The following is a 12992-nucleotide window of genomic DNA, read 5'->3' as shown; positions in this document are numbered from 1 at the left end:
CGAGTCTACCGGCGAGGCTTCGCGCGACCCGCGGGTGCAGGAACCGGCGCGGTCTGCTTCACCGGGAGTGAACGTGCGAATGCCAAGAGCACGCCACTGGCGATCAACACCGACACGAGCGATGTGCCGCCCTGCGACATGAAGGGCAGGGGAACACCCAGCACGGGGAAGACCCGCAGCACGACGCCGATGTTGATGAGCGCCTGACCGACGATCCACACCGTGATGCCACCCGCGACGATGCGCACGAACGGGTCATCGGTCTTGCGAATGATGTGGAACGCACCCACGGCGAACAGAGCGAACAGCCCCAGCACCACCGCGCAGCCGATCAACCCGAGCTCTTCACCGACGATCGCAAAAATGTAGTCGTTGGCCGCCGCGGGCAGCCAGTCGTACTTCTCCCGCGAGTTGCCGAGGCCCACACCGAACACTCCCCCGCTGGCGAGCCCCCACACGCCGTGCAGCGGCTGGTAGCAGTCATTGAAGTAGTCGTCGAGACAGTTCGGGTTGAGAAAGCTCATGAAGCGACGCATGCGGTCAGGGCTGGTCACGGCCAGCACAGCAACGGCCAGCGCGGCCCCGATCGCGGGGAGGATGAACACCCGCAGACGCACGCCCGAGAAGAACAGCGCGCCCAGCGCGACGAGCACGAGGATCATCGCGGTGCCGAGGTCGTGCCCCGCCAGGACGGTCCCGATCACGAGGGCCGCCACCGGCACGAGCGGGATGTACACGTGCTTCCAGGACCCCAGCAACGTGCGTTTGCGGAAGAGCACGTACCCGATCCAGAGAGCCAGAGCGAGCTTGAGGAACTCGGATGGCTGCGCCTGGAAGCCCGCGATCTCGATCCAGTTGCGGTTTCCGTCGTTCGAGACGCCCAGCGGCGTGAAGACGAGAAGCTGCAATACGGTCGCGAGAATCAGCGCGATCCAGGCGATGCGCTTGTAGAACAGCACCGGCAGGCGGCTGGCGATGAACATCAGCGGCACACCGATCATCGCGAACACGAACTGGCGCCACACCTGCTCATAGGGTGGCTCGCCCGCGGCCGTGGCGATGGCCGAGGTCGCCGACAGCACCATCACGAGCCCAAACACGGTCAGCATGAGTGCCGTCGACGCGATCAGGAAGAACTCGCTCGGCACCGGCGCAAAGATTCGTCCCAGCGAGACCCGCGCCGCAAGGCCTCGTGTGTCCGTAGTGGGCGCGACGGATTCAGCGGGTCGGATCGTTCGTGGGCGCGGAGGTGTCGTCGTCATTCCCGGCCCCCGTTCCGACTCTGTCTCTGACGGCTGCTTGGAATCGGCGGCCGCGGTCTGCGTACGAGGTGAACTGATCGAAGGATGCCGCGGCGGGGGCGAGCAACACGACGTCCCCATCACGTGCAATCCCGGCGGCCAGTTCGACCACCTGCGTCATGACGTGTTCAGTCTCTGCTGTGTCGGCCTCGAACACCGGCACCGCCGGCGCGTGTCGCGCGAACGCCGCCACGACCTCGCCGCGTTCAGCGCCGATCACGATGGCCGCCTTCGCGCGCACGCCCGAGCCTGCGACGAGCGCCGAGATGTCGACCCCCTTCAGCAGACCGCCGACGATCCACACCGCGCCGGGGTACGCGGCCAGCGATGATGCCGCCGCGTGAGGGTTCGTCGCTTTGGAGTCGTCGACCCACGTCACCCCGGCCGCGCGCGCGACGATTTCGATACGGTGCGGGTCGAGGCGAAACTCGCGGATGGCCGAACGAATCTGCTCCGGCGCCACGTCCAGCGAGCGCGCGAGCGCCGCGGCGGCCAGAATGTTCGCGGCCATGTGGGGGGCCGCGAGCCCCTGCGCATCGAGTTCGGCGAGCGTGGTCAGCTCGAGCGCGCTGGTGGCGCGATCTTCGAGAAAGGCGCGATCGACCAGAATCCCGTCGACGATACCCACGTCGCTCGGCCCGGGAACGCCGAGATCGAAGCCGATCGCTCGCGCGCCTTCGACGACGTCGGCCTCTTCGACCATGCGGCGGGTAGCGGCATCCGCCTTGTTGTACACACATGCCACTCGCGTGTTGTCGTACACGTGCGCTTTCGCGTCGCGGTACGCGTCGAAGGTTCCGTGCCACTCGAGGTGATCGTCGGCGAGGTTGAGACAGACGGCCGCGTGCGGCGAGACCGGCGCGGCGCTCGTTTGCAAGCCGAGGTACCAGAGCTGATGGCTCGACAACTCGACGACGAGCACGTCGAACCCGCCCGGGTCGCGTACGGCGTCGAGCACCGGCGTGCCGATGTTGCCGACGGGCGCGGCGCGCAGGCCGCCGGCGACCAGCATCGTCGCTGTCAACCGCGTCGTGGTGGTCTTGCCGTTCGTCCCGGTGATCAGCACCCAATCAGCCGGCGAGCCATCCGCACGGGTGACCTTGTCGCGGACGCGCCACGCGAGCTCGATGTCGCCCCAGAGAGCGATCCCGCGCTGCCGCGCCCATTCGATGATCGGATGCCCGGGCGAAAAGCCCGGCGATGCGACGATCACGTCGGCCTCGAAGTCGGCCAGCTCGCCGGGCACACTCGCGAGCGACCCCACGTGCAATCGCGCACCGATCACGGGCAGCAGCCGCGCGTATTCTTCGTCGGCGCGTTCGGTGACGACGAGGACGTCCGCGCCGAGTTCGGTCAGCGTGTCGGCGACGGAGAAACCGGTGACCGACAGTCCGAGCACCGCCACACGGAGACCCTTCCAGTCCGCGTGCCAGCTCGTGAGCGTATCCAGGCGTTCGGCGCTCATACGCGCGAGAGCCACTCGACGTAGAAGATGCCCACGCCCGACACGGCGAGCATGCCGGCGATAATCCACATCCGCACGACGATCGAGACTTCGGACCACCCGCGCATCTCGAGATGGTGATGCAAAGGACTCATGAGGAAGAGGCGCTTGCCGCCGGTGACTTTGAAGTACAGCCGTTGCAGAATCACCGAACCGGATGCCACGACGAACACGCCAGCGACGAGCACCATCAGAAGTTCAGTGCGCGTGAGGATCGCCATCGCGGCGAGAACGCCACCGATCGCCATCGAGCCCACGTCTCCCATGAACACCTGCGCTTTGGGCGCGTTCCACCACAGGAACCCGACGAGCGCCCCGACGAACGCCGCAGAAACGATCGCGAGATCGAACGGATCACGCACGACGTAGCACGCGGATTCGGCCCCGTCGGCGATCACCCGCCCGCCGTAGCACGCCTGGTTGAACTGCCAGAACGCGATGAGGCTGTACGCGCCGATCACGAAGATTCCCGCACCGGCAGCCAACCCGTCGAGCCCATCGGCGACGTTCACCGAGTTCGAGGACGCCGTGCCGATGAAGGAAATCCAGCCCAGGTAGAGGATCCAACCGATGATGGGCCCCAGCGCCATGAATGACAGCACCGGAATATCTCGGAAGAACGACACATATGGCGACGCGGCTGTGGCTCCGTAGGCGTTCGGGTAGTTCAGCGCAACCACCGCGAACGGGATCACGACGATGACTTGACCGAGGATCTTGCGCCACCCCGACAGGCCCAGGCTGTTCTGCAGACGCACCTTCATGTAGTCATCGATGAACCCGACGACTCCGAAGCCGACCATCATCCAGACGACCAGCCAGCCCGACAGTGTCGGTGGGTTGTTGCCGGTGTACGCGCCGATGACGTAGCCGACGATGGTGCCGGCGATGAAGATCGTGCCACCCATCGTGGGCGTGCCGCGCTTGGTCGAGTGGCTGGGATTGTGGATGTTCTCGGGAGTGCGGATGACCTGCCCCCAGCCCCACTTGCGGAACAAGCGCAGAAAGACCGGGGTGAGGAACAGGGTGAACGCGAGCGAGATCGCCGCTGCCGTTAGAAGTGATCTCACGAGAAGGATTCTCCCAGACGATCGCCCAAGAACCGCAGGCCAGCCGAATTCGACGACTTCACCAACACGCGATCGCCGTCGCGGAGCTCGCCGAGAAGGTAGTCGTATGCTTCATCCGCGGTTTCGAAGAACACCGCTTCGGCGTCCCACGACCCCTGCGCGATGGCTTCGAGGTACATGCGTCGTGCGGGCGCGCCGACAACGACGATGCGCTTGATACCCAGACGCACGGCGAGCAGCCCGACACGGTCATGCTCTTCCTCGGCGTACTCGCCCAATTCGCTCATGGCGCCGAGCACGGCCACCGTGCGTTCGTTCGGCCCGGTGATCTGGGCAAGCGTGCGCAAAGCCGCCGCCATCGAGTCGGGGCTGGCGTTGTAGGCGTCGTTGATGATGCGCACGCGATCCGATCCGAGCGGCTGCATCCGCCAACGCTCGGCGATGTCGACCGATTCGAGTCGCTCGACGCACGCGTCCAGCGGAACACCCCACGCCGTAGCCGCTGCGATGGCCGCGAGCGCGTTCATGACGTGGTGTTCGCCGAGCACTCGCAGGTGCATCGCGCGGGACTCCTCACCGATGACGACCGTGCACTGCGTACCGTCGGCGGTCACCACAACATCATCGGCCCGCACATCAGCGGTCGAGTTGCGGCCGAACCAGCGGACGTTCACGCCACGTTCGGCGGCGATCGGCGCCATGGCCGCGACCCGCGGGTCGTCGGCGTTGAGCACGGCGAGCCCGCCGGGTCGCAACGCGCGCACCAGTTCGGACTTCGCATGGAACGTCGCCTCGATGCCACCGAATCCTCCGGCGTGCGCCATCCCGACCATCAGCACGATGCCGAGGTCCGGTTCCACGAGTCCCGCGAGTCGGGCGATTTCGCCAGGCGCGCTCGCACCGAACTCGCTCACGAGGAACCGGGTGTCATCGCTCACGCGCAACATCGTGAGGGGCGCACCGACCTCGTTGTTGAACGACGCGCGCGGCGCGACCGTCTCACCCTCGGGCTCGAGAATGCGGGCAAGCAGATTCTTCGTCGTCGTTTTGCCGTTCGAACCCGTGATCCCGGCGATCCGCAGGTCACCCCGTGCGCGCACCTGCGCGACGACAACGCGTGCGAGATCCGCGAGCGCCGTCACCGCGTCCGCGACGACGATTTGTGAGATGGATGCTTCGACCTCGCGTTCGACGATGGCCACCGCCGCTCCCGCGGCAACTGCCGCGCCGACGAACTCGTGCCCGTCGGTCACCTCGCCCGGCTTCGCGACGAAGATGCCGCCCGCGGAGATCTCTCGCGAATCGGTATCGACGAGTCCCGACACTTCGGTGTCGGGTGTCTGTGCGCCGGCGAGTCGAAGATCGCCGCCGACGGCGTGGGCGAGGTGAGCGAGGGAAAGTGTGATCATGTGTTCTCCGGCCGAGTTGCCAGGTCACCCGAATTTGGGCAGTTCCTTCGGCTCCGCGGTAGAGGGCATGACGCGGTAGGTCTTGAGCACCTGGGTCATCGCCTCTTGGAACGCGGTCGCGTTGGCCGAGGAAGACTTTACCTTTTGCGGCTCGTCCAGGGTGACGACGACGAGGTACTCGGGGTCGTCTGCGGGGGCGAAGCCGATCATCGTCGTGTAGTACGCGCCGACCTTGTAGCGCCCGTTCTCGTCGGACTTCTCACCCGTTCCGGTCTTCCCCGCCACGCGGTAGCCGGGAATCTTCACCTGATCGGCGTAGGAGGCCTGCAGGAAGACGTTCTCGAGCATGAGTTGCGTCTGTTCGGCGGTTTCTTCGCTGATCACGCGGGTGGGCTCGGGCAATTCAGGGGTGATCACGGTGCCATCGGCCAGTGTGCACGATTCGACGAGGGAGAGCGGCATACGCACACCGTCGTTCGCGATCGCGTCGTAGGCCCCGGCCAGCTCGGGCATCGTCGTCGTAAGACCCTGACCGTATGACGTGTTGTAGATCGTCTGGTTGTCCCATTGATCTGACGGGTAGACGAGTCCAGACTGCTCACCCGGGAAGTCGACGGCGCTGCCGTCACCGATGCCGAACTTCTTCAGGTAGTCGTACCGCACCGAGGGCGACACGCGCTCGCTGAAGCGCGAGATACCGGCGTTCGACGAGTCGATCAGAACACCCGCGAGTGTGTACTCGTACGCCTCATGAGCGAACGCGTCGCGCACGCGCGCGCCGTTGTCGAAGGTCTCCAGGCCGGATGCCACGACGGTCGACGTCGGTGTCTGTCCACCCGCGTCGATCAGCGTTGCGGCAGTGAGCGCCTTGAACGTGGAACCCGGCTCGAACCAGTCGTTGAAGATGCGGCTGCGGCGGTCGTCGGTGTCCGAGGCGGCGGGATCGTTGGGGTCGACCGTCGGGTACTCGGCCGCTGCGCGAATCTTTCCCGTCTCGACTTCGACCACCATGATCGCGCCACTCTGCGCGCGCATGTTCTGCACTTGCTCACCGATCAACTGCTGCATGTACCACTGCAGGTCGCGATTGATCGTCAACTGCAGGGTGCCGCCGTTCGTGGCGGGGACTTGCCGTTCGGTGCCGGGGATGACGACGCCATCCTTGCCCTTTTGGTAGGTGCGGGTGCCGTCTGTCGCCGCCAGGCAGCTGTCCTGCGAGAGCTCCAAGCCTTCGAGTGCTCCCTCAGTTCCCATGAAACCGACGAGATTGCCGCCGACAGCACCGTCAGGGTAGGCGCGCGAGGGGTGCGAGAAACACGCGATGTACGGCATGCCGAGGTCCGCCAGCTCACGGTATTCCTCGGTCGAGACGCTCCTCTTGAGGTACGCGAAGCGGGTCTCCGGGTTCTCGGCCAACGCGTCACCGACGATGGCGCGCACATCGTCCACCGACATGTCGACGATGGCGGCGGCATCCACGGACACCTCTTGCCAGGGCCGTCGCTCGGACTCTCCCGCAGCGATGTCGGCGTCGATCTGCGTGATCAGCAGCGGATCGAGCTGGCAGTCGTACAGGAAGATGCTGCCTGCGAGGGTCTGACCTTCGGAATCGATGATGGTGCCGCGCGTGCCGTAGAGCGGCTGGCTGGTGCCGAACGCGCGATCCATCGAGTCCGCCACGTGGTCGTCAGCATTCACGACCTGGATGTCGACGAGTCGAATGACGAATCCCACCAGGATCGCCAGGACCACGGCGAGAGCGACGACGGTGCGCCGACGGGGACTACGGGTTGCCTTCGTGGTCATGTGCTCAGTGTGTGCTCGGAGTCGGTAAACCGTCGGTGATCGGCACCGGAGTGTTGCCGACTCCGGTTCCGGTGACTTCGGTCGAGGCGGGCTCGCCGGCGATGGTCGCATCGGGAGACGTCACCAAGGGTGTGTCCTCGACGAGGGCGTTGGGCACGACTCCTCGTCCGATGGCATCGATCGAGGACGATCCCACGGCGGATTCCTCCGCGCCCAGCACGGCGCCGTCGCTCAGTCGCAGGTAGCTGGGCGACTCTTCGATCACCATGCCGAGCGCCGCCGCATTCGCTGCGAGGTACTGCGGCGAGCCGAGACCGGCGACCTCGTCGTAAAGGATCTGCCGGTCGTACTGCAGATCGCGCTGTTCGCTCGAGAGACGCTCGATCTCGTACGTCGATTGCGTGGTCATGATCGACAGGACCATCTGCGCGCCGCCGATCACGAAGGCGCAGAGCACGGCGACGACGCCGTACAGAAGCTTCGGCCGGCGACGGCGTGCGGGTGCCTCGACTGCCCTCAGCCCGCGCCGAGGTGCCGGGGCCGGATCAATCCGCGGCGCGCGTGCGGGCGCCGTGGCGAGTGCTCCGTTGGTCATCGTCATGAGTCGCTCCGCAGGCGTTCTGCCGCGCGAAGCCGCACGGGTGTGGCGCGCGGGTTGACTGCTCGTTCATCTTCAGGTGCGAGCTCTGCACCCTTGACCAGCAACCGGAACTTCGGTGCGTGTTCGGGCAACTCGACGGGAAGACCAGCCGGTGCGGTGGATGCCGAAGCCTGAGCGAACTCGCGCTTCACCAAGCGATCTTCGAGCGACTGATAGGACAACACAACGATGCGTCCCTGCACGGGAAGCGTCGCCAACGCTGCCGGGATCGCTCGCTCAAGGACGGAAAGTTCGCGGTTCACCTCGATGCGCAGAGCCTGGAACACCCGCTTGGCGGGGTGCCCACTGCGCTGTGCGGCGTACGGGGTCGCGGCAATAAGGATGTCGACCAGCTGGCCGGAACGCTCGATGGGCGCCTCGGCACGAGCCGCGATGATCGCCCGCGCGTACCGCCCCGCGAGCTTCTCCTCGCCGTATCGCTCGAAGATGCGACGGAGGTCGCCTTCGCCGTAGCTCGCGACGATGTCCGCCGCTGTCGTGCCGGCCGACTGATCCATCCGCATATCCAGCGGCGCATCTTGCGAGTACGCGAAGCCTCGGTCCGCGACATCCAGCTGAAGGGACGACACACCGAGGTCGAACAGGATGCCATCGGCCTGCTTCACGCCCGCCTGTACGAGGGCATCCGCGATGCCGTCGTACACCGTGTGAACCAGCGTGACGCGATCGCCGAACCGTGCCAGCCGCTCCCCCGCGATGCGAAGGGCGTCGTGGTCGCGGTCCAGACCCACCAGCCGAATGTTGTCGAAGCGCTCGAGGAAGGCCTCTGAGTGACCGCCCATGCCCAGCGTGGCATCGACGAACACCGCACCCGGCCGCGTGAGAGCGGGGGCGAGAAGCTCGACGCAGCGATCGAGCAGAACCGGAGTGTGAATGTCGCGGAGGCTCATGATGTGCGGGGCCGGGGCCGAGGGCTCTGATCCCCATCCGCTCTGACCTGGCGCCGGGGAAGTGCGTCAGGGCGGGAGCGGCTGGGAGTCGCAACCGTCGGTTTAGAACAGGCCCGGGATCACCTCCTGTTCCAGTTCGGCGTAGCTGTCTTCGTTGCTTTCGGCGTACGCGTTCCAGGCGTCGGCGTTCCAGATTTCGGCGTGGGCGCCCACGCCGGTGACGACGAGCTCGCGCTCGAGACCGGCGTACGACCGCAGCGCGGGCGGAATGGTGATGCGGTTCTGACTGTCGGGCTTTTCGGCACTGGCCCCCGAGAGAAACATGCGGAGAAAGTCACGGGCTTGTTTGTTCGCGAGGGGGGCTTCGCGAATGCGCTCGTGGACGCGCTCGAATTCTTGGGTGCTGAAGACGTAGAGGCAGCGATCTTGGCCACGCGTGACCACAACACCACCCCCGAGATCGTCACGAAACTTCGCCGGGAGGATGACTCGACCCTTGTCGTCGAGCTTGGGAGTATGCGTGCCCAAAAGCATCGGATACACCACCCCCTTCCACCGGCCCCCCCGGGTGTTCGCCACTTTACTCCACTTTCCTCCACTTCGTGGGTTAATTCTGGTTCGCGCCTCCCCGATGCCCCAAACCACGCCGAAAACACAAAAAAGCACCGACCCGAAGGTCGGTGCTTTTGAAAGAGAGGGGCGAACGCCCGAGGGGTCAGCGGTCTTCTTGCCGCTTGTCCCATCGATCGTTCATGCGGTCCATGAAGGATGCCGAAGGCGCCGCAGCCCGCGGCTGCTTGGGCGCCGCATCCTCGGGGCGAATCGTTCCCGAGCCTTTGGTGGGGGTGACGGCGAGGATCACGCCGCCGAGCATGACGACGAATCCGATGACGCCGACGACGACGAGTGGAATCGAGACGCCGACGATGAGTCCGCCGAGTCCCAGCAGGACCAGGATCGTGCCGTACACGACATTTCGATAGCTGAGCGTGCGGCCGTCCTGCGGCGCGCTGACGACGTCTGCGTCGTTGCGCATGAGATGGCGTTCCATCTCATCAAGCAGACGCTGCTCCTGTTCGGAGAGTGGCATGCGTCCCCCTCTGTTGGCTTGGTGCGTCGATTCTACGCGTCGGGTCGATCACTAGGCTAGGCCTGTGAACGGCTCACCTGCCCCGATTGAAGCGATTTCCCAGCGACTGGAAAGCTTCTTGTCCGCTCAGCACGCTCAGATCGCCGGTTTCGGCGAAGAAGCGAGCCTTCTCGTTGCCGCTGGAGCGCGAGCGGTCTCGGGCGGAAAGCGCCTGCGCGGGCGCTTCGCCGTTGCCGGCTGGCATGCGGTGCGCGGCGACGAAGCGCTGGCCGCCGATGATCCCGTCGCGGCGGTGGCGGCATCCCTCGAGATCTTCCATGCTGCCGCGCTCGTTCACGACGACCTGATCGACAACTCCGACACACGCCGCGGCAGGCCCGCCGCCCACCGCGCGCTCGAGGCTCAGCACCGCGAGAGCGCATGGTCGGGGGACGCCGATGCGTTCGGTCGGTCGAGCGCCATCCTGCTGGGTGACCTGCTCGTCGCCTGGAGCGATGACCTCTTCGAAGAAGCACTGATTACGACCCCGGATGCCGCCGCCCGCACAACGCGCGCCGAGTACGCCCTCATGCGCCGCGAGGTGACGATCGGCCAGTTCCTCGACATCGCCGAAGAGTCGGTCTACCGACAGTCCGCCGATGACACCCATGCCGAGCGCGCGCTGCGCGTGGCATCACTGAAGTCCGCGCGATACAGCATCCAGCAACCGCTAGTCATCGGCGCAGCTCTCGCCGGCGGCGACGCGGAGCAGCTCGACGTGTTGCGCGCGTTCGGCCACCCGCTGGGCATGGCATTTCAGTTGCGCGACGACGTGCTGGGAGTGTTCGGCGACGAGAAGGCGACTGGCAAGCCCTCGGGCGACGATCTCCGCGAGGGCAAGCGCACCGTGCTCATCGCGTACACACGCGAGAATCTCTCGGATAGCGACAAAGCCGTGTTCGACACGATGCTCGGCGATGCCACACTCTCGGAAGCGCGCATCGTCGAGCTCCAGGCGCAGATCATCGACAGTGGCGCTCTTGATCGGGTCGAGTCGCTCATCACCGCTTACGTCGAAGAAGCCGAGCGCGCGTTGAAGGATGCCCGTGTCGGGCAGGCCGCGCTGGCTGAACTCCGCGCGCTCGCGCACGCTGCCGCGGTGCGTTCGACTTAAGGAGCGATCACGCGAGCGTGCGCGCCACGCGGCGCACTTCGCTCTTGCGCCCCGCGGCCAGAGCGTGAATCGGCGCGACGCCGATCTGATCGTCGGGGTCAAGCAGCCAGTCGATCGCCTCATCGTCGGAGAAGCCCGCGTCGTGCAGCACGATGATCGTGCCGTGCAACGACGCAATCGGTGAGCCGTCGATCAAGAACACCGACGGCACGACGAACACGCCGTCACGACGCGTGCCGATCAGATAGGACTCGTCGATCAGGCGCTTGACCCGCCCCAGCGATTCGCCGGTGAGTTCCACCAGTTCCGGCAGGGTCAGCCATTCCGTTTCGACACGCGAAGATGCATCAGCAGTCACCTCTCCACTATCGCACTATCTGGCGAGGTCACATCAGTCACAAAAGCAACATGCCTAGCACCAGTTGACACCAATTCACATCCGTGACACGGTCTTTGGAGTCCTTAGAGGGGGGAAGTCTCTTGCGACTCGATCACCGCACCCACCGTGGGGGCACAACGAAGACCATGACCGTGGGGGTGCCAGCCGCAGTCGTCGGCGCGATCGCGCTCGCGCTGAGCAGCAGTCCTGCGCATGCCGATGACCGGGTGAACACGCAGCGACTGAGCGAGGATCGCGCGTTGCGCGCGATGCCCGTGACGGCCATTCCGGCCGTCACGACGACCGCCGCCGCGCAGGTTGCCGCGTCGGCACCGCAGACCACGGCGTTGGGCGTTGTCTCCACTGCGTCAACCCCGAAGACCTACACGGTGAAGCGGGGGGACACCGTCAGCGCGATCGCCGGTCGACACGGACTGCGGACCGCCGACGTGCTCGCGCTCAACAATCTGTCGTGGAAGTCGGTCATCTACCCCGGGCAGGTGCTCACTCTGACATCTGGCGGCAGCAGCTCCACTCCGGCGAAGACCACCACAAGTACACCCAAGACGAGTGCGACGAGCTACACGATTAAGCGCGGCGACACAATCAGCGCCATCGCCGCACGTCACAAGGTCAGCACCAGCGCGGTGCTGAGCGCGAACGGTCTGAAATCGTCGTCGATCATCTACCCCGGGCAGAAGATCACGATTCCCGGCGCGAAGAGCACGACATCCAGCTCGTCGAGCACGTCGGCCTCGAAGACGACCACAAAGCCGTCCACTTCGTCGTCGAGCTCGTCCGGCGGGACCTACACCATCAAGCGCGGCGACACGATCAGCGCCATCGCTTCCCGACACAAGGTCAGCACCAGCGCCGTGCTGAGCGCGAACGGCCTCAAGGCATCGACCACCATCTACCCCGGGCAGAAGATCACCATCCCCGGGGCGAAGGCTTCGTCATCCAGTTCCGCGAGCACGTCGACCTCGAAGCCGTCGACCTCGAAGCCGTCGACCTCAACGTCCGGCTCCTACACGATCAAGGCGGGCGACACGATCAGCGCGATCGCGTCGCGTCACGGGGTGAGCACGAGCGCCTTGCTGAGCGCGAACGGGCTCAAATCATCGTCGATCATCTACCCCGGGCAGAAGATCACCATCCCGGGGACAGGGGTTACGGCATCCGTCCCCGCATCGAACACGTCGTCCTCACCGACGATCACGCTGGACGCCGAGCAACGCGAGAACGCGCGCCTGATCATTCAGGTCGGGCGTGAGCTCGGTGTGCCCGAGCGCGGCATCGCCATCGCGCTGGGCACCGCCATGCAGGAATCCTGGATTCGCAACCTCGACTGGGGCGACCGCGACTCCCTCGGCCTGTTCCAACAGCGTCCGAGCACCGGTTGGGGCACGGCAGACCAGGTTCGCGATCGCGTGCGCTCGATCAAGACCTTCTACGGCGGCCCCAGCGATCCCAACGGGTATGCCACGCGCGGCCTCCTCGACATCCCTGGCTGGGAGAAGATGTCGTACACCCAGGCAGCGCAAGCCGTACAGATCTCGGCATACCCCGACCGCTACGCACAGTGGGAGAAAGCCTCGTATGAGTGGTTGGCCGCGCTCGGCTGACGTCGAGGGCTGCACCTGACACGATCGCCGCACTCGGTGACTCGCAATCGCGTGCGCAACCGCACGGAATCGCGCTCGTGCGGTGAGCCGCTCCGCGGAGTCAC

12 protein-coding genes are annotated in these 12992 nt (G+C 65.7%); 2 read left to right on the top strand and 10 right to left on the bottom strand.

Annotated elements, in window-relative coordinates:
- Nucleotides 1-5: 5 nt before the first annotated feature.
- From ftsW to ON062_RS08760, 9 genes are all read right to left on the bottom strand, one after another.
- The gene (gene ftsW / locus ON062_RS08800) at nt 6-1262 is read right to left on the bottom strand and encodes a putative lipid II flippase FtsW (protein ID WP_274646766.1); all 1257 of its coding nucleotides are present in this window, start codon (nt 1260-1262) and stop codon (nt 6-8) included.
- A complete protein-coding gene (gene murD, locus ON062_RS08795; RefSeq protein WP_274646765.1) occupies nt 1219-2766 on the bottom strand; it encodes a UDP-N-acetylmuramoyl-L-alanine--D-glutamate ligase in 1548 nt (515 codons plus the stop codon). The genes ftsW and murD overlap by 44 nt, the downstream gene beginning before the upstream one ends.
- The gene (mraY, locus tag ON062_RS08790) at nt 2763-3875 is read right to left on the bottom strand and encodes a phospho-N-acetylmuramoyl-pentapeptide-transferase (RefSeq protein WP_274646764.1); all 1113 of its coding nucleotides are present in this window, start codon (nt 3873-3875) and stop codon (nt 2763-2765) included. Before mraY ends, murD begins: the two co-directional genes overlap by 4 nt.
- Nucleotides 3872-5284, bottom strand: coding sequence for a UDP-N-acetylmuramoyl-tripeptide--D-alanyl-D-alanine ligase (gene murF, locus ON062_RS08785; protein ID WP_274646763.1), 1413 nt, complete (start codon nt 5282-5284; stop codon nt 3872-3874). Before murF ends, mraY begins: the two co-directional genes overlap by 4 nt.
- A 24-nt stretch (nt 5285-5308) precedes the next feature.
- Nucleotides 5309-7090, bottom strand: a complete 1782-nt coding sequence (locus ON062_RS08780; protein ID WP_274646762.1) for a penicillin-binding protein 2 — start codon at nt 7088-7090, stop codon at nt 5309-5311.
- A gap of 4 nt (nt 7091-7094) precedes the next feature.
- Nucleotides 7095-7691 (bottom strand): hypothetical protein, encoded by a 597-nt coding sequence (locus tag ON062_RS08775; protein WP_274646761.1) that lies wholly within the window; start codon nt 7689-7691, stop codon nt 7095-7097.
- Nucleotides 7688-8641, bottom strand: a complete 954-nt coding sequence (gene rsmH, locus ON062_RS08770) for a 16S rRNA (cytosine(1402)-N(4))-methyltransferase RsmH (RefSeq protein ID WP_274646760.1) — start codon at nt 8639-8641, stop codon at nt 7688-7690. Before rsmH ends, ON062_RS08775 begins: the two co-directional genes overlap by 4 nt.
- A 102-nt stretch (nt 8642-8743) precedes the next feature.
- Entirely contained in the window at nt 8744-9175 is a 432-nt protein-coding gene (mraZ, locus tag ON062_RS08765) for a division/cell wall cluster transcriptional repressor MraZ (RefSeq protein WP_274646759.1), read from the bottom strand.
- Nucleotides 9176-9356: 181 nt separating this feature from the next.
- The gene (locus tag ON062_RS08760; protein ID WP_274646758.1) at nt 9357-9731 is read right to left on the bottom strand and encodes a DUF3040 domain-containing protein; all 375 of its coding nucleotides are present in this window, start codon (nt 9729-9731) and stop codon (nt 9357-9359) included.
- Nucleotides 9732-9795: 64 nt separating this feature from the next.
- Between ON062_RS08760 and ON062_RS08755 the strand changes: the two genes are divergently transcribed.
- Complete coding sequence (locus ON062_RS08755) at nt 9796-10884, top strand: polyprenyl synthetase family protein (RefSeq protein WP_274646757.1); 1089 nt, start codon at nt 9796-9798, stop codon at nt 10882-10884.
- Nucleotides 10885-10891: 7 nt separating this feature from the next.
- Here ON062_RS08755 and ON062_RS08750 read toward each other — a convergent pair whose 3' ends face one another.
- The gene (locus ON062_RS08750) at nt 10892-11242 is read right to left on the bottom strand and encodes an Rv2175c family DNA-binding protein (protein WP_274646756.1); all 351 of its coding nucleotides are present in this window, start codon (nt 11240-11242) and stop codon (nt 10892-10894) included.
- A gap of 167 nt (nt 11243-11409) precedes the next feature.
- Between ON062_RS08750 and ON062_RS08745 the strand changes: the two genes are divergently transcribed.
- Entirely contained in the window at nt 11410-12888 is a 1479-nt protein-coding gene (locus ON062_RS08745) for a LysM peptidoglycan-binding domain-containing protein (protein WP_274646755.1), read from the top strand.
- Nucleotides 12889-12992 lie beyond the last annotated feature (104 nt).

It is taken from the genome of Microbacterium sp. C7(2022) (genome assembly GCF_028823665.1).
GTDB lineage: Bacteria > Actinomycetota > Actinomycetes > Actinomycetales > Microbacteriaceae > Microbacterium.
The sequence above is the reverse complement of the archived record's forward strand: the minus strand, read 5'-3'. Positions and strand labels throughout refer to the sequence as shown.